At 27.5% G+C, this 21,998-nt stretch carries 26 protein-coding genes; 10 read left to right on the top strand and 16 right to left on the bottom strand.

Annotation, left to right across the window (positions count from 1 at the left end):
• Window positions 1-131: 131 nt before the first annotated feature.
• The 5 genes from ACKTTQ_RS08975 (at window position 132) to ACKTTQ_RS08955 (ending at window position 3,184) form a co-directional block, all read left to right on the top strand.
• The gene (locus tag ACKTTQ_RS08975; RefSeq protein WP_408049003.1) at window positions 132-1,172 is read left to right on the top strand and encodes a helix-turn-helix domain-containing protein; all 1,041 of its coding nucleotides are present in this window, start codon (window positions 132-134) and stop codon (window positions 1,170-1,172) included.
• Window positions 1,173-1,262: 90 nt separating this feature from the next.
• A complete protein-coding gene (locus ACKTTQ_RS08970; RefSeq protein ID WP_408049002.1) occupies window positions 1,263-2,009 on the top strand; it encodes a type 1 glutamine amidotransferase domain-containing protein in 747 nt (248 codons plus the stop codon).
• Between the two features lie 32 nt (window positions 2,010-2,041).
• On the top strand, window positions 2,042-2,470 hold the full coding sequence (locus ACKTTQ_RS08965; RefSeq protein WP_093871722.1) for a nuclear transport factor 2 family protein: 429 nt from the start codon (window positions 2,042-2,044) through the stop codon (window positions 2,468-2,470).
• A 5-nt stretch (window positions 2,471-2,475) separates the two neighbouring features.
• Window positions 2,476-2,925, top strand: a complete 450-nt coding sequence (locus ACKTTQ_RS08960) for a YybH family protein (RefSeq protein WP_093871721.1) — start codon at window positions 2,476-2,478, stop codon at window positions 2,923-2,925.
• Window positions 2,926-2,980: 55 nt separating this feature from the next.
• Window positions 2,981-3,184 (top strand): YwbE family protein, encoded by a 204-nt coding sequence (locus ACKTTQ_RS08955; RefSeq protein ID WP_093871720.1) that lies wholly within the window; start codon window positions 2,981-2,983, stop codon window positions 3,182-3,184.
• 12 nt (window positions 3,185-3,196) lie between these two features.
• Here ACKTTQ_RS08955 and ACKTTQ_RS08950 read toward each other — a convergent pair whose 3' ends face one another.
• The 5 genes from ACKTTQ_RS08950 to ACKTTQ_RS08930 form a co-directional block, all read right to left on the bottom strand.
• On the bottom strand, window positions 3,197-4,078 hold the full coding sequence (locus ACKTTQ_RS08950; RefSeq protein ID WP_408049001.1) for a TIGR01777 family oxidoreductase: 882 nt from the start codon (window positions 4,076-4,078) through the stop codon (window positions 3,197-3,199).
• A complete protein-coding gene (locus ACKTTQ_RS08945; RefSeq protein ID WP_408049000.1) occupies window positions 4,078-4,644 on the bottom strand; it encodes a YdeI/OmpD-associated family protein in 567 nt (188 codons plus the stop codon). The genes ACKTTQ_RS08950 and ACKTTQ_RS08945 overlap by 1 nt, the downstream gene beginning before the upstream one ends.
• A complete protein-coding gene (locus ACKTTQ_RS08940) occupies window positions 4,638-5,972 on the bottom strand; it encodes a M28 family peptidase (protein ID WP_408048999.1) in 1,335 nt (444 codons plus the stop codon). Before ACKTTQ_RS08940 ends, ACKTTQ_RS08945 begins: the two co-directional genes overlap by 7 nt.
• Before the next feature lie 3 nt (window positions 5,973-5,975).
• Window positions 5,976-7,301, bottom strand: coding sequence for a hypothetical protein (locus ACKTTQ_RS08935; RefSeq protein WP_093871716.1), 1,326 nt, complete (start codon window positions 7,299-7,301; stop codon window positions 5,976-5,978).
• Window positions 7,302-7,395: 94 nt separating this feature from the next.
• Window positions 7,396-7,779, bottom strand: a complete 384-nt coding sequence (locus tag ACKTTQ_RS08930) for a DUF6249 domain-containing protein (protein WP_113787432.1) — start codon at window positions 7,777-7,779, stop codon at window positions 7,396-7,398.
• Between the two features lie 143 nt (window positions 7,780-7,922).
• Here ACKTTQ_RS08930 and ACKTTQ_RS08925 point away from each other — a divergent pair, with 143 nt between their 5' ends.
• The gene (locus ACKTTQ_RS08925) at window positions 7,923-8,507 is read left to right on the top strand and encodes an RNA polymerase sigma factor (RefSeq protein ID WP_093871714.1); all 585 of its coding nucleotides are present in this window, start codon (window positions 7,923-7,925) and stop codon (window positions 8,505-8,507) included.
• Window positions 8,494-8,907, top strand: coding sequence for a hypothetical protein (locus ACKTTQ_RS08920; RefSeq protein ID WP_093871713.1), 414 nt, complete (start codon window positions 8,494-8,496; stop codon window positions 8,905-8,907). The genes ACKTTQ_RS08925 and ACKTTQ_RS08920 overlap by 14 nt, the downstream gene beginning before the upstream one ends.
• On the opposite strand, the gene ACKTTQ_RS08915 is transcribed toward ACKTTQ_RS08920, so the two are convergent.
• The 5 genes from ACKTTQ_RS08915 to ACKTTQ_RS08895 form a co-directional block, all read right to left on the bottom strand.
• Window positions 8,908-10,080: a nuclear transport factor 2 family protein gene (locus ACKTTQ_RS08915; RefSeq protein WP_408048998.1), complete on the bottom strand. Its 1,173-nt coding sequence runs from the start codon at window positions 10,078-10,080 to the stop codon at window positions 8,908-8,910.
• Between the two features lie 85 nt (window positions 10,081-10,165).
• Entirely contained in the window at window positions 10,166-11,965 is a 1,800-nt protein-coding gene (locus ACKTTQ_RS08910; protein ID WP_408048997.1) for a DUF885 domain-containing protein, read from the bottom strand.
• 49 nt (window positions 11,966-12,014) lie between these two features.
• A complete protein-coding gene (locus tag ACKTTQ_RS08905; RefSeq protein ID WP_408048996.1) occupies window positions 12,015-13,019 on the bottom strand; it encodes a transglutaminase domain-containing protein in 1,005 nt (334 codons plus the stop codon).
• 12 nt (window positions 13,020-13,031) lie between these two features.
• Entirely contained in the window at window positions 13,032-13,712 is a 681-nt protein-coding gene (locus ACKTTQ_RS08900; protein WP_408048995.1) for a carboxypeptidase-like regulatory domain-containing protein, read from the bottom strand.
• Between the two features lie 185 nt (window positions 13,713-13,897).
• Complete coding sequence (locus ACKTTQ_RS08895) at window positions 13,898-14,530, bottom strand: 7-carboxy-7-deazaguanine synthase QueE (RefSeq protein ID WP_093871709.1); 633 nt, start codon at window positions 14,528-14,530, stop codon at window positions 13,898-13,900.
• 86 nt (window positions 14,531-14,616) lie between these two features.
• Here ACKTTQ_RS08895 and ACKTTQ_RS08890 point away from each other — a divergent pair, with 86 nt between their 5' ends.
• From ACKTTQ_RS08890 to ACKTTQ_RS08880, 3 genes are read left to right on the top strand one after another with little or no spacing between them, the layout of a single operon-like run.
• Window positions 14,617-16,134, top strand: a complete 1,518-nt coding sequence (locus ACKTTQ_RS08890; RefSeq protein WP_408048994.1) for a helicase HerA-like domain-containing protein — start codon at window positions 14,617-14,619, stop codon at window positions 16,132-16,134.
• Window positions 16,135-16,182: 48 nt separating this feature from the next.
• Window positions 16,183-16,743 (top strand): hypothetical protein, encoded by a 561-nt coding sequence (locus ACKTTQ_RS08885; protein WP_093871707.1) that lies wholly within the window; start codon window positions 16,183-16,185, stop codon window positions 16,741-16,743.
• Between the two features lie 43 nt (window positions 16,744-16,786).
• Complete coding sequence (locus tag ACKTTQ_RS08880) at window positions 16,787-17,155, top strand: cupin domain-containing protein (protein WP_408048993.1); 369 nt, start codon at window positions 16,787-16,789, stop codon at window positions 17,153-17,155.
• Window positions 17,156-17,184: 29 nt separating this feature from the next.
• Here the strand turns inward: ACKTTQ_RS08880 and ACKTTQ_RS08875 are convergent, their stop codons facing one another.
• The 6 genes from ACKTTQ_RS08875 to ACKTTQ_RS08850 form a co-directional block, all read right to left on the bottom strand.
• Window positions 17,185-18,093, bottom strand: coding sequence for a hypothetical protein (locus ACKTTQ_RS08875; protein ID WP_408048992.1), 909 nt, complete (start codon window positions 18,091-18,093; stop codon window positions 17,185-17,187).
• Complete coding sequence (locus ACKTTQ_RS08870) at window positions 18,090-18,464, bottom strand: hypothetical protein (RefSeq protein ID WP_093871704.1); 375 nt, start codon at window positions 18,462-18,464, stop codon at window positions 18,090-18,092. The genes ACKTTQ_RS08875 and ACKTTQ_RS08870 overlap by 4 nt, the downstream gene beginning before the upstream one ends.
• A 4-nt stretch (window positions 18,465-18,468) precedes the next feature.
• Window positions 18,469-18,867: a hypothetical protein gene (locus ACKTTQ_RS08865; RefSeq protein ID WP_299135061.1), complete on the bottom strand. Its 399-nt coding sequence runs from the start codon at window positions 18,865-18,867 to the stop codon at window positions 18,469-18,471.
• 73 nt (window positions 18,868-18,940) lie between these two features.
• On the bottom strand, window positions 18,941-19,582 hold the full coding sequence (locus ACKTTQ_RS08860; protein ID WP_408048991.1) for a response regulator: 642 nt from the start codon (window positions 19,580-19,582) through the stop codon (window positions 18,941-18,943).
• Between the two features lie 51 nt (window positions 19,583-19,633).
• Window positions 19,634-20,227, bottom strand: a complete 594-nt coding sequence (locus tag ACKTTQ_RS08855) for a hypothetical protein (protein WP_408048990.1) — start codon at window positions 20,225-20,227, stop codon at window positions 19,634-19,636.
• A gap of 61 nt (window positions 20,228-20,288) precedes the next feature.
• The gene (locus tag ACKTTQ_RS08850) at window positions 20,289-21,998 is read right to left on the bottom strand and encodes a tetratricopeptide repeat-containing sensor histidine kinase (RefSeq protein ID WP_408048989.1); all 1,710 of its coding nucleotides are present in this window, start codon (window positions 21,996-21,998) and stop codon (window positions 20,289-20,291) included.

Below are 21,998 nucleotides of genomic sequence, written 5' to 3'. Positions count from 1 at the left end.
GTATTACTTTAATCAACGCTCTATTTTATTTATGCTATAGTTTAAATAAAATAGAGTGTATTAATATACTAGTTCAATTTTAATTGTAGGAATACTATGGTAAATACCAAACGTTTTTTACTTTAGCATTAATGGATTTTGAACGTCAATTATTATTCTTTTTTAGTGCTTTAGGAGCATTTAATGGATTTCTATTAAGTGTTTATTTTGCGTATTCAACAAAACACAAGAAGTTTTCAAATTACTTTTTATCATTATTATTATTTGTTTTAAGTATACGAATTATCAAATCGGTTTTTTTATATTTTAATCCAAATCTGTCAAGTGTTTTTATACAAATAGGGCTCTCAGCATGTGTTTTAATTGGTCCTGCTTTGTATTTGTATATAACTTCCTTAATAAAAGAAAGCAAAACTAAAAAATGGAGGTTGCATATTATTCCATTTACTATTGTTTTAATAGTTTTAGGAGTACTGTATCCTTATTTAGAGCATAGAAAATTATGGTCACGATTTATTGTTAAAATTATTTATATACAATGGTTAATTTATATTCTTTTAACAGGAATAGAATTAAAGTATATTATAAAAAATGTATTTAATAAGTCGATTAAACTTAAAGAAATTGAAATATGGTTATTAAGTATTTTTATAGGCGTATTAGTAATATGGTTATCCTATAATATAGGATCTTTTACATCATACATTGTAGGGGCATTGTCATTTTCATTTGTTTTTTATCTTTTACTATTATTATGGGTATTTAATAGAAATAAAAGCACTTTGTTTTTTGAAGAAAAAATTAAATATGAAAATAAAAAGTTTGATGAAGAAGAAGTTAAACCAATAATTAAAAAATTAGCAGTTATTAAAGAAGAAAAATTGTTTAAAAATCCTGATTTAAAAATATCAGAGATTGCTAAAAAACTAAAAATCCCAACTCATCAATTGTCACAACTTCTAAATGATAATTTAGGAAAATCATTTTCTTTATTTATAAATGAACTTAGAATAGAAGAAGCAAAACAGTTATTAGTATCTGAGAAAATATATACAATTGAAACAATTGGATATGATTGCGGATTTAACTCTAAATCTACCTTTTTCACGACTTTTAAAAAGGTAACAGGAACTACACCAGCTAAATATAAAAAAGAAAATAGTAAAAATTAAAAGTTCTTGTTTGCATAGTGGTAGTTCGGATTTATAATTGAAAACCTTTTTTTATAGGAAAGAATGCATATTGCGATAAATTAAGGTAGTATGCAAAAAACAATCTTTTCGTTATTAATCATTCTGGTTTTACTAGGGTGTAAAACATCAACAAATGAAAAAGGGAAAATACTTTTTATAGTATCAAATCAACATACATATGGAAATACAAAATTAAATGCTGCTAATCATTTCTCTGAAATTGTTTTGGCATATAATGTTTTTAAGAAGAAAGGTTATAAAGTAGATTTTGTAAGCCCTAAAGGAGGTGCGATTCCTATCGGTTATATAAAGACATCTGATTCTATTCAAAAAAAGTATTTATATGATTCAGATTTCATGAATTTACTTAAGAACACATTAGTTCCAGAAGGTGTTGTTGAAATCAACTATAAGGCTGTTTATTATAGTGGTGGTGGTTCAGCTATGTTTGGAGTACCCGAAAATAAAGGAATTCAAAACCTTTCAAGAACTATTTATGAAAAGAAAGGTATTGTATCTGCAATTTGTCATGGCACTGCCGGAATTGTAAATTTAAAATTATCTAATGGAACGTTTTTGTACGCAGGGAAAGAAGTAAACGGTTTTCCTGATATTTTTGAAAATAAAACAGCTTCTTATTATAAAACATTTCCTTTTTCTATAGAAGAAAGTATAGTTGCAAATGGAGGGAGATTTACATTTTCTAAAAAAGGATGGGATAATAATTATGTAGTTGATGGAAGATTAATTACAGGTCAAGATCCTTCGGCTACAGTATCGGTAGCTCAAAAAGTGATAGAATTATTAGAAAAATAATATACTTTAATAAAAATTAAAACAATTTAAATATGAAAAAAAGAATTATCATAATAGTACTTTGTACCATCTGTTCAATGAATAGCTTTGCACAAGAATCGGATTACAAGCTTGTAGAAAAGACAGTTTCTTATTATTTAGAAGGAGGAACAAATAACGATTTTGAAACTTTAAAAAAAGCATTTCATGAAGATGCAACTATGAAATTTGTTTCAAAGGGAATATATAAAGAAGTAAATGCACTAAGTTTTTTTAAAAGAGTAATAAAAAAAGGGCCTAAGCAAAATAGAAAAACACAAATTTCCTATATAAATGTTTCTGGAAATACAGCAAATGCAAAATTAGAAATTGAATATCCATCATTTACATTTATAGATTATATGAATTTATTAAAGATAGATGGGGAATGGAAAGTAGTAAATAAGATATTTAATAGAAAGCCAAAAACATCAAATAAATAAATACAATGCGACTATTAATATATATATTCTTACTTTTTCTTTCTATCAACGTAGCAAATAGCCAAACATATATTGGAAAAGAAAAACAGATTAAACAAATTTTAGAAAACACTAAAAACTTTTCTAAATATGTAAATACGTCTAATTACAAAATGATTGGAGAGTGCTATACTACAGATGCAAAAATATTTCCTCAAAGGGGTAACATATTAGAAGGGAAAAAAGCAATAGTAAAGTATTGGACACTTCCAGAAGGTATTAAAACAATACAACATAAGATAACGCAACATGAAATACGAATAGTTAAAAATACAGCATATGATTATGGTATATATGAAGGAACTACAGTTAAAAAAGATGGAAAGAAAACTAGCTGGAAAGGAAAATATGTAATCGTTTGGAAAAAAGTAGCGGGAAATTGGAAGATATATCTTGATATTTGGAATAGTTTATAACTTTATTTAATAGTTTGTCACTGATTCTTTTACTTTTGTAAAGTAAAAGAATCATATGAAAGACGGTAGAAATAGAAAAAATATTCAGATTGGTAGTATTGTTGAAGTAGTACAGAAAAATCATCAAAGAACTGGAGAGTTAACGGAAGGTATTGTAAGTAGATTATTAACAAAATCACCAAATCATCCACACGGAATAAAAGTACAGTTAGAATCTGGTATTGTTGGAAGAGTTAAAAATGTTATAGAAGAAGAGTAATAACTTTCTTCTTTATAATAAATCATCTAAAGCATTGTTCAATTTTTCAAATTTAAACGAATAAAATTGTGATGTTTTTTCGGTAGAAATTTTACTTCCTTTTAAAAGAATGACAGAAAGTTCGCCCAAAATAAGGTTCAAAATAAAAGAAGGAATACTAAAAGGTAATAATAGTTTACGAGTTACTTTTGCTAATGTTTTTGTAAAAGAAGTATTAGTATGATGCTCAGGAGCAGACGCATTAAATATACCAGTAAAGGTATTATTATTAACTGCTTTTACATATAGAGCACATAAATCTTCAATATGAATCCAAGGCATATATTGTTTTCCGTTACCTAATTTGGCTAAAAATAGTGGTGTGTTTATTTTATTTAAAGCGCCTCCAGTTTTTGTTAAGACAATACTGGTACGTAAAATAGTAACAGGTATTTCAAGAGTTTTAAATTGTAAGGCAGCTTTTTCCCATTGAATACAAATTTTTGAAATGAAATCGTTTTCAGGAGCATCAGTTTCTTTAAAAATAGATTGAGAAGTTATAGCTCCATAATAACCGATACCAGAAGCTGAAATAAATCCTTCTAATTGAATATTCAACTTTTTACTATATTCAAATAGTAAATTAGCAGATTGAATTCTACTATCAATTAATTCTTCTTTACGTTTTTTTGACCATCTTTTATCAGCAATTCCTGCGCCGGCTAAATGAATAATATGTGTAATATTTTCAAAAGCTTTTTCATCAATATACCCTTCTTTTATATTCCAACGAAATTCATTACTCTTTTTAGGAGTTCTAGTTAGTATTGAAACTTCATGATTATTCTTTTTTAAAACTTCTTGTAAATGTTTACCTACTAAACCAGTACCACCAGTTATCAATATTTTAGTCATTATCGTTGCTTTTTGTTAGCTTCACAAAATTGTATTATCTCCGTAATTCTTTTTTGACGTGTTATTTCTCTTTTAGCTTGATGTAACCAATATAAATAGTTTTTTTTATAAGAAGGAGCGAAGTTTAGATAATTATTAAAGGCTTTATTATTTTTATCAAACTCAATTTGTAAATCAGTAGGAATAATTAAATTATCAATATCATCTAGTGCTTCCCAGGATCCGTTACTTTTTGCAATTTTGATTTTTTGTAACCCAGATGAGTGCATTTGATTATTATTAACCAGTTCCTTTATGTAAGATTTATTTAGTTTACTCCAAACACTTTTGGGTTTCCTAGGGCAAAAGTATTGCTGTCTCTTACCATTGCCTAAACTTTTAACGGTAGAATCAATCCAACCAAAACATAGGGCAACTTTTACGGCTTCTTCCCAGCGCATACTTGGTATTTTAGTTTCTATTTTATATAAAATGAGATATATACCTGCAGATTTAGTATGATTTTCAAATAACCAACTACGCCATTCGGAGTCAGTTTTAAAATATAATAATGGTTTTTCTACCATTTTCTAACAATCTTTGAAGGAAATGAAACAATACTTTCATGTCCATTTTTACCAACTGCTACAATTCCAAATAAAAAATTATCAATAACAATCCCTTCTAATAAAAACCGATTAACATTACCTACGTACCTACTATGATCCCAAGTAGGTGAAGTAGTGTCTCTCCAATAAATTTTATAACCTTTAGCACCTTCTACTTTATCCCATTGTAATTTTACTGAGGCTTCTACAATACCACCAATACCTACATTTTTTGGACTAGGAGGAGACAAGGCCAAACTAGCCATAGTAATTGCATTTACAGCTGTTAGTTTTTTAGCATACTCAAAATTAACATGTTCAAAAGTATCACCATATTTAATTCCGTTTTCAGTTCTTATATCTTGATGTTGTTGCGTATAGTTTTCATGAGCCTCCATAATTCTAATTCCAGCAAAACCTAAATCGTTAAAAGGTCTGTGATGGCCTCCTCTACCAAATCTATCTAGGCGATAAATCATCATAGGGTTCATTTCTGGCATATATGTTTTAGTAGTTTTATAAATATATCTTGCTAATTGTCTTGAAATCCCATCTACTTCGCCACCATAAAAACGTCTAGCTCTACGTTGTCTTTCTGTTTCATTTGCAGGTACTGGTTCTGAAAATATTCTAAAACTTCGATTATCAATAACACCATCAACACCTTTAATATTACCAATCATATCATTATTTAAAACACCTACAATATCCCATTGTTTCTCTTTAGCATATTTAGCTAATCCAGCACCTCCAAATAGCCCTTGCTCTTCACCCGATAAACCTACATAAACAATACTACTTTCAAATTTATAGTTAGATAATACCCTCGCGACTTCAATAGTTCCAGCCATACCTGAAGCATTATCATTAGCACCTGGAGCATCAGTAGTGAAATCCATTGTGTTACTTGCACGTGAATCGATATCTCCACTCATAATAATATACCTATTAGGATACTTTGTACCTTTTTGTATAGCTACAACATTTACTACCCAAGCATCATGCGGTACACGTCTGTTCCCTTTTTTAGTAACGAAATCTTTTTGATAAAAAGTGGTTAAGCAATTATTACAGTTTTTTGAAATAGTTTCAAACTGTGCTTTTATCCAACGACGAGCAGCTCCAATACCGCGAGTATTTGAAATAGTATCACTAAAAGTATTTCTAGTTCCAAATTCCGTAAGAGTTTTTATGTCTTTTTTTATTCTATTTGCAGAAACATTATTAATGATGTCGTAAATTTTAGAATCAGTTTGTGCGTTAATAGTTGTTGATAGAAATATTAATATGAGTACTATTTTTTTCATGATTTATTGTTTAAAATACCAAAAGGGTATAGTTAACTCTAAAATTTTTAAAGTATCTTGTTTTTTTATTAGCTTTCGTTTCAGTCTTAAAATATGTTTACCTTCATTAAGTTCTTTAGTAGGTAAGTAAGTTTCAAAACCAACTTGATTTTGTTTGTTACGACTTATTAAAAAATCAGGTTTATATTCTGTAGTATCTATTTTAATGATATACATTTTATTAATTGTTTCTATATATTTAATAGCCAAACTATCTCTTTTTTTTCTTGAAATAGATTTGTTATTATAAATACGAATACCAGTTTTAAAACCTCTATTATCTTCTAAAGGTTTTAAAGTAGGGTTGAAAGCATAAATTCTATCTTCAACATTATCATTAAAAACTTTAAAAAACTTAATGAATGGATCAGTTATTACTTTCGATTGAATACTAGCAACTCTTACAAAATCATTTTCCTTAATTCTTAAATTTTCATATTCTCTATCATCAATATATAAATTGGAGTTGTATTTAGTACTGTTTATATAATTTGATTTTTGATATTTTACTGAATTAAATATAGATATTACTATATATATTGGAATTAGAAAAATGCTAAGTCTTTTAGTGAATTTGTTATCTAAAAAATTATAAACTAAAGGCCTATATAGGAAAGAAAGAGTTAGAAAACTGAATACCCAATAAAAAGGGAAATATATTTTAGATAACCATTTTTTCTTTTTTAAATATCCTTGGGTAATAAAATCAATAAACATTAAAATTGATCCAATACTTAGAATTATCATTAAGGTAGCCCCAATAAAAGTTCTAAGATCTTTAGGTAAATTATCGTTAGAAATTATATAGGTTGCAATAATAATAAATGCTACTACAATTATTGTAATTGAAATTACATAAAAAATCAATAAAAAAGAAGCAGCAAATAATACACTACAATAATTTTCTAATGAAGCGACATATTTATCAAAAGAAATGATTTTCTTTTTTAAATATTTAGTGAAACGATTATGGTAGTTTAATTCTTCAAAATCAATATCTCCAGAAATATACCGTAAGCCTAAAGCTCCAATCCATAGACCTCGTAATATTACATGAACAAGTAAGTTAAATATAAGAATATAGCAAGCTACTAAAGCAACAATTAAAATAATAAAAGAATAAATGTTCTTGTCGTTCTCTGCTATTTCTAAAGCAGTTTTTACATGAGGAAAAGCAGTAAACAAACCAAAAATAGCAAAACCAGAAATTAATAACTCTAATTGCCAGCTATCTTGTTGTAAACGATCTAGTAAATCTTTAAAAACAGAACTCTTATAGTCTCTACTCATAGCTTGTTATTTATGTTATAAATATACAGCCTTTTTTAAAAGAAAAAAACCACTTCAAAAGGAAGTGGTTGCGTTTTTACTACATGAAATTATTTTATTCGTTTTCTATTTTTTTAGTTAAGTTAAATCCAATAAATAATGCAGCTCCAGCACAAAGGAAAATTGAAGAAATAAAGAATACTTCTGAATCAATTGCATTACTTGGACGGTTTGCCCATGAACCACTATAACCAAAAGTAGAACTTAAAATGGCTCCTAATAGCACACCAACACCAATTCCCATAGCTAATAAGGCTAAATTTAAAATAATAACTCTACCAGTTAAGGTTGAACGTTTTCTTTCTCCTTGCATGAAAATTTTGGCATCTACACCTTTTTCTATTAATGCTAAACGTTCTTTATTTCTTGTTGAATAGAATAAATAAAAAATTCCAAAAATTACTGCGAATAAGAACATAAATACTATTGCTGCTTCCATACTATTATTATATTTAAATGATTATTTTTAATGTGTTTGAAAGGTATGACTGTGATGTTTTAAAAAAGGTTACAAAAAAATAAAAAAAATATTTTTTCAAAAAAACTGTAACCTTTTTTTGAAAGGTACAGTCAAAAGATATAATGACTATTAAAAACGACCAAATCTATATTAATCAAATTCTCAAAGGAGATGCAAATGCTTTTGCTTTTTTAGTAGAAAAGTATAAAATAATGGTATTTACTTTGGCATTAAAAATGCTGAAGAGTAGAGAAGAGGCAGAAGAAATTTCTCAAGATACTTTTATAAAGGCATATAAAAATATAGACAAGTTTAAAGGAGATGCCAAATTTTCAACATGGTTGTATAAGATAGCATATAGAACATGTTTGGACAGTATTAAAAAAAATAGTAAAAAGTATCAAACTGGAACGATTGATGAAATAACAATTAATAAAATAAAATCAACAGAAGGAGTTTTAGATTCAATAGAAAGAAAAGAACGTGCCGAAATTATTAATAAATGTTTGATTGAGCTACCTGAAGATGAACGTTCAGTTATTTGGTTGTTTTATTTTGAAGAATTAAGTTTGAAAGAGATTATAGATATTACTGACTTATCAGAAGCAAATGTGAAGGTTAAATTACATAGAGCAAGAAAAAGGTTATTAACTATAGTAGAAAAAAGAGTTGAACCAGAATTAATAAATCATTATGGGAGAAAATAAGCATATAGAAGAGTTAGATATATTTGCGAAAAAATATATTAAAGAAATAAAGGAAGAATCTCCTTCAACTGATTTTACGGCAAATATAATGAATGCTATTTTAGAAACTAAAAAGGCAGATATCTATAAAGCAACGCCTTTAATATCTAAAAAAGTGTGGTTTCTTTTAAGTGCTGTTTTGGTAACTTCTATACTGTATGTTTCAAGGGGAACATCATTAGGTTGGGTTAAAATGCCGAAAGTAAATTTGAATTTTACAGATGCAATTCAATTACCTAAATTATTTGAAGGAATTACAATTTCAAATACAATTTTGTATACATGTTTCTTATTTACATTAATGATTTTTGTTCAAATTTATTTTCTAAAAGGGTATTTTACCAGAAAAATAAATATGTAGTTATCTAACAAAGCGAACAATGCTAATCTTGCCATTTTTAATTTCATAAATTGCTAATGCTTTAAAAGTATTTCCATTAGCAGTAACTAGTTCTTCATCAATAACTACATTCCCTTTTACAATTCTACTTGTTATTTTACAATGTAAGTCTTTTGTTTTTTCAAACATTGGAGCATACCTTTTTCGCATTTCATCTATTCCTTCATAGCTTAGTTTATTAGGGTATGTGTATACCTTAACGTTTTTTGCATAGGGTTTTAAAAAAGCTTCAATATCTCTTTTGTTATACCCTTCTAGTTGTTCTTGTGCCAATGCTCTAGGTGATACTTCAGCAACAATAGCTAGTTTTGTACCATTTTTATTTACTGTAATTCTTGAAATGTTATTAATATTTTCATCTTTGAATTTATAAAACAAAGAACCTCTTTTATCTTTTTTAGGATTGAATTTATAAATAGCTTTTTGGTAAGGTATTAATAGTGTACCATCAGGTAACCAGCATACATCTTCAGTAGTTCCAGTATTTGTGATTTTTTTTGTTTCTTTTGTTTTTGGATCTAATGACCAAGCTTCCCATTTATCTTTGTTTTTTTTCATAAAACTAACCAAATTAGAGTTTGGTATTTTATGAAGTGAGCGTCCAACTTGTTTTGTGATAGAATGATTTGTTTTAGTTTTTAAATCACTTATAAAAAGTTCAAGGGTATCATTTACAATAACAGATGAAATCAACGTGTTTTTATCAAACCAAACTGGATAAGCGATTACTAAATCTTTGATTAATTCTGAGTTTTCTCCAGTATTAATATCATACTTATAAAAACGTTGCTTACCATTTTTGTCTAATCTAACAGCTGAAATGTTTTTTGAATAAGGAATTCGTTGAGGTGAATATTCACCTCCGTTTGGGGTATTGCTGATAAAAGTTTTACTACCAGAAATCACATCGTATTTAGCAATGTCAATTTCTCCATTTCTATTAGAAGAAAATAAAATAGTATTATTATTGTAAAAGTGAGGTTGACTATCATAACCATCATTATTTGAAATGTTTTTCGCATTTGTAGCAATCCAATTTCCATTTAATTCCTTTATATCAAATAAATGAATTTCTGTATTTGTTTGTGCAAATGAAATAGAGGATATAAATAAAAAAGCAAATAAATTTTTCATGATGTAGTTTATTAAACTACCAAAGTACTAAAAAATCCACTTTGAGTTAACAAAAGTGGATTTTTAAAATTTATGAATAAGAAAATTACTTTAAAGAAGTAATCCATTTATTTATTTTGTTTTCAAGTAAAGCTAGGGGAATACAACCAGTTTCTAGAATTTGATTGTGAAATTCACGAATATCAAATTTATCACCTAGTACTTTTTTGGCTTTAGCACGTAACTCTCTAATTTTTAATTGTCCAATTTTATAAGATAAAGCTTGCCCAGGATTTGCCATATAACGTTCAATTTCTGAAATAATACTAGCTTCAGATTCTGCTTCATTATTTAATGAATACTCAATCGCTTTTTCTCTACTCCATCCTTTAGCGTGCATCCCAGTATCAACAACTAAACGAATCGCACGATGCATTTCCATTCCTAACATTCCAAAATATTGGTAAGGGTCAGTGTATAAACCTAATTCTTTACCTAAGTTTTCAGTATATAGTGCCCAACCTTCACCATAAGCACTGTACCATAAAGTTTTTCTAAAATCAGGTAAGTTTTTATTTTCTTGTGTTAAAGATATTTGATAATGATGCCCTGGAATAGCTTCATGTAAAAATAGCGCTTCATCAGAAAATACATTATACTTTGTTGCATTCGGAATAGGAGTATAGAAAACACCAGGTCTAGTTCCATCTAAAGATCCAGGGTTATATTCTGCGCTTGCAGAAGCTTCTCTAAACTTTTCAGTTTGTTTAACTATGAATCCAGTTTTTGGTTTGTTTCCAAATAACTTTTCTAATTGCGGCTTCATTTTTTCATGAATTGCATTAAAATTGTCAATGATTTGTTTAGGACTAGTATATGGCATTAACTCTTTGTTTTCACGCACATAGTTAAAAAAGTCTTTTAAACTCCCTTTAAAACCAACTTGCTCTTTAACTTTTTCCATTTCAGATAAAATACGACCGACTTCATTTAAGCCAAGGTTATGAATTTCATCAGCAGTCATAGTAGTTGTGGTGTACTTTTTAATAGCATGTTGATAATATTCCTTCCCTTGAGGAACTCCATCAATACCACTATCCTTTCTTCCTGCTTTTAAATAATCTGTTTTTAAGAAATTATATAAACTTTTAAAAGAAGGTATTAATTTTTCATTTAAGACGTTAGTATACTTTTTTGATAACTCTTCTTTCTCTTCATTTGAGAATTTAGAAGGAAAGTTTTTAATAGGAGTATAAAATAAATGATCTTTTAGGGTAGTATTTGCTAATACTTTAAATTGAGGAATTACTTTTTCTATTAAAGATTTTGGTAAAACATAACCTTCTTTAATTCCTTCTTGCATTCTATCTTTAGCAGATTTTAACCAATTATTATAGCTATCTAACCTAAGTAACCAATTTTTATAATCTACCACTGTTTTAAATGGCTGTGAACTACTTCCACTTGCAAATTGTCCGATGGTAAGATTAATAGTCCACATTTGATTAATAGGCATCAATAAATCGTTTTTAAAGCTATTTTGAGCAAGAGCAATATCACAATCCCATGCAAGTACAGCTTTACTCATTTGTTGACTTTCTGATAAATCACTATTTTTATAAGATTCAAGTTTACTTTTAAAATAGTCATAAAAAGATTCAGTTTTGTAAGTATATTCCGTTAATAAACTATTAGGGAACTTATCATTATATCTTGCATCTCCAGCTTGTGTAGCACTTATAGGAAACAAACGTAGTTTTCGTTCATTGTACTCCTTTAACAAGTTGTCAAAATCAGTATTTACTTTTTGAGTTTTAGTAACTAAATTTGTGGTTTCTTTTTTTTCTTGTTTACAAGAATAAAAAAGTAGCGTAGCAGTAATTACTGATACAAATATATTTTTCATGATAATGTTCTTTGATTGCCAACAAATATACCAAAAAAGAAATTTTATTTTAGCGAACTAGCTTCATTGTGTATGTCATGACTACGTCATTATCAATTTTTAAGTGAAGATCATAATTCCTTTTTTTATTGACTTTAATCTTAAAAGTAATAATGTTATCTACATTTCTAAGATTATAAATTTTATGATGTTTCTCATTTACTCCAATATATGATACTAATGTTATATTTTTTGTAGTAATTTTTTTTAATGTTTTAAATTTAAAAGTTACCTCTTCTCCTTTCTTTATTTCAATATTCATTTTTGAAGGAGTAATAGGAGTTATTTTATACTTAAAAGCGTCATCATAAATAAGAGGAGAAGTGATAAAGTCCTGTTTTGAAATATTGGAGTTCAAGAGCCATTTTTTATTTTGAGGATAATGATTTTTAGAAAATAAAGAAGGCTCAGTTAAAAAATACCCATCATTATAATCAAATATAAATGTATAAAATTCATTTGTATAACCACTAGATAAAGAAGGGTCACATAAATACCATTTGTTATTTAATTTTACTGCATTCCATGAATGATTTATAAGCTCAAAAGAATTAACATTAGATGTTGATGTTCTATTATAGCCATTAATAATTTTACATTCTATATTGGAAAGTGAAGCAAGTTCTTTAATTAAATAAGCATACCCAGTACATATTGTTTTTTGTTTTTCTCGTAGTGTTTTAAAAACTTTTGATGTTATGGATTTATTCCAATTGTAAAGAGCGATACTATCGTTTTTGAGTCGTTTTCTTTTCCTTATTATTTTACGAGAAAGGGTATAGTCACCTTTAATGTTTGATGTAACCCAAAGGTAAATAGCTCTAAACTTTTCTACATCACTATTTAATTTAGAAGTAAGTTTAAAAGATAGTTGAGGTAAATTATTTAATCTTTCGTATTTGTATGTTTTAACAATATTTTCAACCTTTTTAAAGTTGATGTTTTTAAAATCAGAAACTTGGGAGTTTGCAAAATAAGTTAAGTTTAGAAAAATAAAGAGCAAAATTTTCTTCATAGCAATTTAGTTTTATTTCCTTTTTGATGAATAAGTTTTCTTTATAGCAACTTCTCCCATTAATATACATGCTTCACTTTTAATAGTAACATCAATTTTTTTCTTTGAAGTAAAGTTTTTATCAGTAATAATAACTTCTTCTGTTTTCATTCCTACGAAACTAAAAATTAAAATATCTCCTTTTTTTAGTTGTTTAGGAAACTCAAAATTACCATCAAAATCTGTTTCTGTGCCTATTGTTGTACCTTTTAAAAGAACACTAACACCAGGTAATGGGCCTGACTCATCTTTAACAAACCCTTTTATAGTAACTTCCTTATTGTGTGATTTAAGTTTTAGTTTTTTGTTTTTTTGAATTACTATTTCTGTTGGCTGTTTACATTTTTGAGCGTTTGCCGTATTTGGAATAAATAATGATATAATTGTTAGAGCTAGCTCTCCAATTAAACTTTGTTTTTTATGTAAATATGTAGTCTCAGAATATGTTTTTAATTGATGTTTTTTAAATCTTCCACAAGTTTTTTTAGAATCATTATTTTTAAAGTAGCTAATGATTTCTTTGGAATTCATTTTAGTAAAATCGATAACGTTTTTTTCACAAGAACCACAAAACCCTCCAGAATTAGTAGGTGTAAATTGATTAAAGTCTTCAGAGCAAGGCTTGTTAATTCCTAATGTAAATTGATTTTTCATAATTTTTAATTTTAATTGATTTTTGATCAAACCTATATTTTATTCTAAATATTTAAAACCAATAATTAGGAAACGATACTTCTTAATGAGTGAAGTGTAAGTTTTGAAGAGTAAACTTTTTTAACCCAAAAAACCTCTTTGAAAATAAATCAAAGAGGCTTTTTAGTTTTATTTATAAAAATAATTTACGGTATGTTCAAGTACTTATGAGTTTGTAAAGAAATACGCCATTTAGGGTTATTCATTACATAATCGATAATTAAAGGAGTCATTTTTTCTTTTTTACTCCACTCTGGTTGTAAAAAAAGATTACATTTTTCTCCAACTTTTTTTGCTTGTTCTTCAGCAAATTGAAAATCATTTTTATTATGAATGATCATTTTTAATTCATTTGCTTCTTCATATGAACGTTTTAAAGGTAGTTTGTTTTTCTTTGGAGACAAGCAAAACCAATCCCAAGTTCCAGAAAAATCATAAGCACCAGAAGTTTCAATATGTGTTTTAATACCTTTTTCTTGAAGCTGATTAGTTATATAGTCTAAACTCCACATTAAAGGTTCACCACCAGTAATAACAACTGTTTTTGCATACTTACTAGTATTTTCAACTATAGTATCTGTATGGGTAGGAGGATGTAAATTAGCATCCCAACTTTCTTTAACGTCACACCAATGACAACCAACATCACAACCTCCAATACGAATAAAATAAGCTGCAGTACCTGTATGCGCCCCCTCTCCTTGAATGGTGTAAAACTCTTCCATTAGTGGAAGCATTTCACCTTTATCTATCAACTCTTGAATCTCTTTTTTCAACATAAGTGTGCAAAGATAGGCAACATTAAAAATTAATGAATGTTTTTTGTTATTTTTACGTGTTTTTTACGAATGAACTTCAAAAAAATATGAGTAAAACAGAAGAATTTTATAAGTATATAAATGACGGTTATAAGAGCAAAGGAGATTTTATCACCTTGGGAGCTGGAATGTTAGGAGAAGAAACAGTAAGGAATGCATTGGTTAACATTCCTTTGAAAATGTTAAATCGCCATGGATTAATTGCTGGTGCTACAGGTACAGGAAAAACCAAAACATTGCAAGTTTTGGCTGAAAATATGTCAGAAAAAGGAATTCCTGTATTATTGATGGATGTAAAAGGAGATTTAAGTGGATTGGCTCAAGCTAGTCCTGGACATCCAAAAATAGATGAACGCCATGAAAAAATTGGTATTCCATTTGATGCACAAAAATTCCCAATTGAAATTTTAACAATCTCAGAGCAAAAAGGAGTTAAATTGCGTGCTACTATCTCTGAATTTGGTCCCGTTTTACTTTCTAGAATTTTAGACTTAACAGAAACTCAGTCTGGTATTGTTGCCATTATTTTTAAATATTGTGATGACAACCAGTTACCGTTATTAGATTTAAAAGACTTTAAAAAAATTCTTCAATATGTAACAAATGAAGGAAAAGAAGAGATTAAAGAAGAGTATGGTAGAATTTCAACAGCAAGTACTGGAGCAATTTTACGTAAAGTTATTGAAATAGAGCAGCAGGGTGGAGATTTGTTTTTCGGAGAAAAATCATTTGAAGTTGATGATTTAACTCGTATTGATGAAAATGGAAAAGGTGTAATTTCTGTATTGCGTTTAACAGATATTCAAGATAAGCCAAAACTATTTTCAACATTTATGTTACAGTTGTTGGCTGAGGTTTATGAAACATTTCCAGAGCAAGGAGATAGTGGTCAGCCTGAGTTAGTTATTTTTATAGATGAAGCTCATCTAGTATTTGATGAAGCTTCAAAGGCTTTATTAAGTCAAATTGAAAGTATTATAAAGTTAATTCGATCAAAAGGAATTGGATTATATTTTGTAACACAAAATCCAAAAGATGTTCCTGAAGATGTTTTAGCGCAGTTAGGTATGAAAATACAGCATGCTTTGCGTGCTTTTACAGCTAAAGATAGAAAAGCTATTAAATTAGCAGCAGAGAATTACCCAGATTCTGAATATTATGACACGAAAGAAGTGTTAACTCAATTAGGAATTGGTGAGGCCTTAGTATCTGTATTAAATGAAAAAGGAATTCCTACACCATTGGCTAGAACTATGTTACGAGCACCAATGAGCAGAATGGATATATTAACTGAAAAAGAAATTGATGAAGTTATAGATAGCTCTAAATTAATTTCTAAATACAATAAAACTGTAGATAGAGAAAGTGCTTATGAGTTATTAAATGAAAAAATTAAAAGAATAAATAAAGAAAAAACAGAAGAAGACGATTATAAGGAAAGAGAGAAAACAAGAAGAAAGTCATCTTCTAGAAGTAGAAGTACACGTATGAATCCTATTATTAAAGTACTAACAAGTGCAACGTTTATTAGGAGTGTATTTGGAATATTAAAAAAAGTAATGTAGAAATATAATTTCTTAAAAGGAAAAAACGTTATAATTAAAATAAATTACATGATAAAACTATATAAACCATTAGCTATAGCATTAATTTCTATTGTTTTTATACAATGTAGCAACAATAAATATGATATTGCTAAAGGAAAAGTAGGAAAGCTTACAGTTAAAACTACGATACAAGAAGTTGATAATCTTTTTGCTAAAGACTCTGTAGTAAAGATATTGAGTGAAGGAGCTAAAGGGAATAATTTCTTTCAAGATGATGATAAATACTTAGTTTATGAAAAAGGAGGGAAGCATTTACTTACTATTATTCCTAAAGAACAACTAGATTCAACATCAACAATAAAAAGTATTGAAATTTTTGATGACAGGTTTAAAACAAAAACAGGTTTAAATATTAACTCAACTTTTCAAGAAATAAATGCTAATAATAAAATTAGTAAAGTTGAATCGTCTTTTTCATCAGCAACCTTATTTATAGATGAACTAAACGCTACTGTTGCAATAGATAAAGAGGATTTAGGATTGAAAGAATTTAGTACACAAAAAGTAAGTATTGAACAGATTCCTGATTTAGCTAAAATTAAATCATTAACCATTTGGTTTAACTAAAAATTTAAAAAAGTCGAAACTTAGTTTCGACTTTTGTTTTTTTATGAGTAAAAAATATACAATTCAAACAAGTCCTTTTGTAGTGCCAACTACAGATGGTAAATTAATAGAAGAGCACTTTGGGAATGCTACTGATAAAAACTCTGAAGTAAGCATTGCACATATGGTGGCACCAGCTGGTTGGAGTGAACCTTTTCAAACCCCAAAATTTGAAGAGTATACCTATGTGATTAAAGGGAAAAAACAATTTAATATTGATGGAGATATAGTTGTTCTTAAAGCTGGTCAATCTATAAAGATTGAGAAAAATGTTCGTGTTCAATATTCAAATCCTTTTGATAGTGAATGTGAGTACATAGCTATTTGTTTACCTGCATTTTCTATGAATTTGGTTAATAGAGAAAAAGAGTAACATATTGTATATATATTACTCTTAATATTTTATAACTGTACCTTAAGACTAACGGCATAAAATGATTGCTCTTTAAAACCAATAGTGGGGTTTCCTCCGTTTGTATAATCTATACCGATCTTAGCAGTCTTATTTCCATCATTATTTGAAAAAAAGATATAGTTAGCACTTATAAAAAAGAACTTGTGATTTTTTCTATTTAAACTACTTACATTTTCATAGAGGTTATATCGATATTGCCAATCAGCAGTGATGTCAAATAGTTTATTAAGTTTTTTATAAGATTTAAAAATACTTAAATATGGAGTTACTCTAAAATATGCTCTGTAAATACTTCCATTGTTAGAATCTTGATTGGTTGAGATCCTGTTTTCATTTTCTATTCCGAAATAAGGAGTGTAGTTAAACTGAATGGATTTTCCTATGTTTACAATATTATTTGGAATCCAAAAGTATTTAAGATTAGACTTTCTTTTAAATATTGTAGTGAAATAATAACTTCCTTGAAATGACGAAACATCATTAAAATTATCTTTGTTATATTTTATAGAAGAAATTAGAATAGGAGTCCAATTTTTCTTTTGTATATCGAAAATTAACCATTCAAGAGCTAATCCAGTTAACCAGTTATTTTGCTCTTCGTTAATAAGTGTATTTTTATGATACTCAAAATAAGAGGTTAAACTAATTGCTTTTATTGAATCTCGAGGAGTAAGATCAACACCAATAGCTGCATCTAAAAGCCATGAACTACTTTTACCTTTTGATTTAGTATAGGTTATAGTGGCAGGTTCTGCTGTTGAGTTTGTGCTTTGAAATGACTTTCTTAAAGAGATACGGTTGAAAATACTTTGGCTTTTTTTTTGTTTTTGTTGCCCTAAAATAATAGAACTATAGAACAAAAAAAAGACTACATTAATAATGTTAATAGTTTTCATAATTTAGATTTTATAAGTTGAATGCAGGTCGATACATTCGTTAAAATTTCACACTCTCTTACCGAAATTATAGCATTGGCATTAAGTTCATTTATAATTCGTTGAAAGTAGGTTTTTAATGATTTTTTATGATATATAGTAAGTCCCAAGTGATTCTTTAGATTTTGATCGACTTTTATTTCATCAATATCACAGTTACTTAAATCTGAAAGAGCTTCAAAAACTTTTCTTTTAATGAACTCATCTGTATCCTGTCTTTCTGTAACGAGTTTTACAAGGTTTTGTAACGTTTGATTGTTACTGTTGTTAATAACGGTTTTAAATTCTTTTAATTCTTGTGAATCAAATGATAGTAAAATTCTTTGTTTCATTTTTTTAATATTTAGTTATATAATCTTTTGGGTTAAAGCTATCTTTCTTTTTTAATGATTTTATAAGAACATCGGATTCTCTATGTTCATTCTGGTCAATTCTATTAGGTTTCATTATGGTTACTATCTTTAATAATTGTTTAGCTATTAGTGGGTAAAACAGGCCAGTTATAAAGAGTTTAGTGTTTTCTTCAATTTTTGGAATATTAATAAACTCGGATAAATAACTGGCTGTTAAACCAAAAAAGATAATTGATATGGTTGTGATAATCCAGTAGGATTTGGATGAAAATAATTTTACATTATTTCCTAATGACTTACTAAGGTTATACCAATGTAAAACCTCTTGTCCAACAGCTCCAAGAAAGCTAGGAAGTAATAATTTCAAGCTGATAAATAGCATAATAAATGAGTTTGATTAGATACTCAAAATTATGCTATAGTTAGATGTTGTAATATACCTATGAATAAGTAATTTAAAATTGATACTTTTTATCAATGGCGTATTTTATTAATTCATTTCCATTAGATAAATTTAGTTTACGGATCATATTTTTCCTATGTGTGTCTACAGTAGTTTTAGCAATAAATAGAACATCAGCTATTTCTTTTGAAGTTTTTCCGGTTGCAATTAGCTGTAAAATTTCTTTTTCTCTGTTAGAGAGTATCACTTTTTCTGTTTTACCTATAATTACATTTTTATCGATGTAATTGTTCATAAAATTAAAAGCTACATTAGGATCAAAAAAAGTTTCACCATTTGAAACGGCTACAATTGCTTTTAAAAGCATTTTAATACCAGAATTTTTTAATAAGTAACCGGTAGCACCAGCATCTAACATTTGTTTTATAGCTTCTGGCTGATCAAACATAGTCATGGCTAATACGCGTATATGAGGAAATTTAGATTTTATAATTTTAGTTGCTTCTATACCATCCATACGAGGCATTCTAATATCCGTGATTACTAATTTAGGTTGTTTTAAAGAAACTAGTTTTACTAAATCTTCGCCATTATTTACAGCGCCTATAATAGAAATTTCATCATCGTACTCAAAAAAAGATTTTACACCATCTATTAACATTTGATGATCTTCTGCCATGGCTATAGTAATCATATTTCTTTATTTTATAGTTACCTATTTCTACTTCTACTTCTACTTCTACTTCTAGTTATTGTTTGTGTTTTGTTTCTTTATTTTAAAGTTTTGGAGTCTTTGTTTTAGGTTTAATATCCCATCAATTTTTTGAACGATTTCTTCTATTGTATTTTGTGTTTCATCAATTATTTCATCTAATTCAGTATCAACTGTTACTTGGTATTGATTTAGTTCTGAATACACACCTTTTAGTTTAGCTTCTGCTATTCGTAGTCGTTGCTTTATGTTTTTTGTTCTGTTAATTTTCTTTGGAGAGACAATTCTAAAAGCATATAAGGTATAGAGTAAGATTATTATAAAAAAACAGCTTATAATAATTATTATAGCTAAAATTGCAACAGCAATATCGTTTGTGTCTCTATCAAATTCTTCACCTGCATCATTAAAGTAGGCTTCTTTACAATGCTGATGTCCATCTATAGGAAAAAATGTAAAATTGATAATTTTTTTGAATAACGTCCATTTCAAAGGAACTTTTTTAGAAGGATAATACTCTTCTGTATAATATCCTATTCGAGAAGAAATAGTATTGTCAGGATTTCCTCCAGCAAGAACGTTACCAAGTTGATCTATTGATATGAAAAAATTAATAAAGAAATTCATTTTTTTACTTTTGGGAGTTAACCAAAGATAATAAAACTTAACCCCTTAGAAATACTTACAATTAGGTATTGTTTATAGGGATGTCAATAATAATAGAAGTCCCTTTGTTTTTTGTAGAGTCAATTTCCAAGGTTCCGTTAAGGTGTTTAATACGAGTTTGAATAGATCCAATTCCCATGCCCTTATTTATAGCTATTTTATTATAATCAAAGCCTTTCCCATTATCTTCCACAATAATATTTAAAGTATTTTCAAATTGAGAAATATTAATACTTGCATCTGTAGCTTTTGAGTGTTTTATAATGTTAGTAGTCAATTCTTGTATAATTCTAAAAACGGTTATTTCTAAACTGTTTTCAAGTTGTTTATTTAAGCCATAATCAATAACATTAATACTGATTTTGTTTGCATCAGAAATTTTCTCCGCCATTATTTTAATAGCTACTAATAATCCTTTATTGGCAATTACTCCAGAATTTTTAGCATGAGCAATACTTCTAATTTTTAAATATGCTTCATCAATTAGTTTTTCAGTTTTTTTGTACAATTTATCTTGATTGAAGTGTTCCTTTTCTCGATTTAATTGTAGGTTCTCAAAATGAAGTTTTAAAGTAGCCAGCACACTACCTATATTATCATGTAAATCTTCAGCAATTCGTATTCGTTCTTTTTCTTGTCCATCAATCATAGCATTAATGGTGTTTATTTCATGTTCTTTAAGTAAGGTAAGATTTTTTTGTTGTTCTAGTTGGTTTTGTTGTTCTGCTAATAAGCGTTTTCTACGAGAGTTTTTTAAAGAAAGAAAACCAATTATTCCGCCAAGTATTAAAAAAGCTAAAGTACCATAAAATAAATTTTCACCATGTTTTATTTGTTGTTCATTGATTAAGTTATCTTGCTTTAACTGTAAATTCTCCTTTTCTTTTTCTGCTACTTTGTACTTTTTATCTAGGTCAGCAATTGCTATATTTTGTTGGCTAGTATTTAAACTATCTTTATATAAAATATAATTTTGTTGATATTTATATGCTCTTTGATAATTGCCTATTTGTTGGTAACAGTCAGCTAATTTTTGATAAATTATTTTTTGATATTTTACTTCATATTGAGAAAGTTTTAAGTTTTTAGTTTTTTTAAGAATTTCTATAGCTTTACGGTAGTTTTTTTGTTTTTGATATAAATTGATTAGATTGATGTATATACTAATTAATTCATCAGGATTACTGGTGGGATTTATTTTTATAGCCTTATTTAAGAAATAACTTGCAGAATCTGGCTTTTTAATAGAGTATAACAAACCAAGATTAGTATAAGTATTCTGAGCATAATCTTTTCTATTAATCTTAAAACATAACTTTAAAGATTCTTTATAATATTTTGCTGAAGTTACAGGGGAGTTTTGATTAAAAAAATAGGAAGCGAATCTGTTTTTTAAAGCAATAACCCATACGGTATCTGTTATTTTATATTGCTGGTTTTCTTTTAAGTATTGTAACGGGTCTTTATTTAGCTTTTTTTGAGATTTTACAATGTCATATAATTCTATATTACAAATAAAAACACTGTCAATTTTTTTTCTTTTTAAATATAGTTCTTTTGACTTTAAAATATATTTATATGCTAAGCCAGCTTTATTGAGTTTAATAGATTTAATTCCTTCAGTAAAGTATATATAGGAAGAATCTTTTTTAATTTGATTAATAGAAAATACTGATATAGCAAAAAAAGCTATAACAGTATTTATAAAATATTTTAATAGAGTTTTTGACAT

It is taken from the genome of Tenacibaculum halocynthiae (assembly GCF_964512825.1).
GTDB lineage: Bacteria > Bacteroidota > Bacteroidia > Flavobacteriales > Flavobacteriaceae > Polaribacter > Polaribacter halocynthiae.
This window is presented reverse-complemented; position numbering and strand designations above follow the sequence as displayed.

Bases quoted from the DNA above. Each gene is read 5' to 3' on its own strand.
- ACKTTQ_RS08940 (WP_408048999.1), bottom strand. From the start codon at position 5,972: ATGAAAAAAATAGTACTCATATTAATATTTCTATCAACAACTATTAAC.
- ACKTTQ_RS08870 (WP_093871704.1), bottom strand. From the start codon at position 18,464: ATGAAACAAAGAATTTTACTATCATTTGATTCACAAGAATTAAAAGAA.
- ACKTTQ_RS08850 (WP_408048989.1), bottom strand. From the start codon at position 21,998: ATGTCAAAAACTCTATTAAAATATTTTATAAATACTGTTATAGCTTTT.
- ACKTTQ_RS08915 (WP_408048998.1), bottom strand. From the start codon at position 10,080: ATGAAAAATTTATTTGCTTTTTTATTTATATCCTCTATTTCATTTGCA.
- ACKTTQ_RS08935 (WP_093871716.1), bottom strand. From the start codon at position 7,301: ATGAGTAGAGACTATAAGAGTTCTGTTTTTAAAGATTTACTAGATCGT.
- ACKTTQ_RS08880 (WP_408048993.1), top strand. From the start codon at position 16,787: ATGAGTAAAAAATATACAATTCAAACAAGTCCTTTTGTAGTGCCAACT.
- ACKTTQ_RS08865 (WP_299135061.1), bottom strand. From the start codon at position 18,867: ATGCTATTTATCAGCTTGAAATTATTACTTCCTAGCTTTCTTGGAGCT.
- ACKTTQ_RS08855 (WP_408048990.1), bottom strand. From the start codon at position 20,227: ATGAATTTCTTTATTAATTTTTTCATATCAATAGATCAACTTGGTAAC.
- ACKTTQ_RS08920 (WP_093871713.1), top strand. From the start codon at position 8,494: ATGGGAGAAAATAAGCATATAGAAGAGTTAGATATATTTGCGAAAAAA.
- ACKTTQ_RS08960 (WP_093871721.1), top strand. From the start codon at position 2,476: ATGCGACTATTAATATATATATTCTTACTTTTTCTTTCTATCAACGTA.
- ACKTTQ_RS08970 (WP_408049002.1), top strand. From the start codon at position 1,263: ATGCAAAAAACAATCTTTTCGTTATTAATCATTCTGGTTTTACTAGGG.
- ACKTTQ_RS08965 (WP_093871722.1), top strand. From the start codon at position 2,042: ATGAAAAAAAGAATTATCATAATAGTACTTTGTACCATCTGTTCAATG.
- ACKTTQ_RS08910 (WP_408048997.1), bottom strand. From the start codon at position 11,965: ATGAAAAATATATTTGTATCAGTAATTACTGCTACGCTACTTTTTTAT.
- ACKTTQ_RS08930 (WP_113787432.1), bottom strand. From the start codon at position 7,779: ATGGAAGCAGCAATAGTATTTATGTTCTTATTCGCAGTAATTTTTGGA.
- ACKTTQ_RS08945 (WP_408049000.1), bottom strand. From the start codon at position 4,644: ATGGTAGAAAAACCATTATTATATTTTAAAACTGACTCCGAATGGCGT.
- ACKTTQ_RS08895 (WP_093871709.1), bottom strand. From the start codon at position 14,530: ATGTTGAAAAAAGAGATTCAAGAGTTGATAGATAAAGGTGAAATGCTT.
- ACKTTQ_RS08955 (WP_093871720.1), top strand. From the start codon at position 2,981: ATGAAAGACGGTAGAAATAGAAAAAATATTCAGATTGGTAGTATTGTT.
- ACKTTQ_RS08950 (WP_408049001.1), bottom strand. From the start codon at position 4,078: ATGACTAAAATATTGATAACTGGTGGTACTGGTTTAGTAGGTAAACAT.
- ACKTTQ_RS08900 (WP_408048995.1), bottom strand. From the start codon at position 13,712: ATGAAAAATCAATTTACATTAGGAATTAACAAGCCTTGCTCTGAAGAC.
- ACKTTQ_RS08975 (WP_408049003.1), top strand. From the start codon at position 132: ATGGATTTTGAACGTCAATTATTATTCTTTTTTAGTGCTTTAGGAGCA.
- ACKTTQ_RS08875 (WP_408048992.1), bottom strand. From the start codon at position 18,093: ATGAAAACTATTAACATTATTAATGTAGTCTTTTTTTTGTTCTATAGT.
- ACKTTQ_RS08885 (WP_093871707.1), top strand. From the start codon at position 16,183: ATGATAAAACTATATAAACCATTAGCTATAGCATTAATTTCTATTGTT.
- ACKTTQ_RS08905 (WP_408048996.1), bottom strand. From the start codon at position 13,019: ATGAAGAAAATTTTGCTCTTTATTTTTCTAAACTTAACTTATTTTGCA.
- ACKTTQ_RS08925 (WP_093871714.1), top strand. From the start codon at position 7,923: ATGACTATTAAAAACGACCAAATCTATATTAATCAAATTCTCAAAGGA.
- ACKTTQ_RS08860 (WP_408048991.1), bottom strand. From the start codon at position 19,582: ATGATTACTATAGCCATGGCAGAAGATCATCAAATGTTAATAGATGGT.
- ACKTTQ_RS08890 (WP_408048994.1), top strand. From the start codon at position 14,617: ATGAGTAAAACAGAAGAATTTTATAAGTATATAAATGACGGTTATAAG.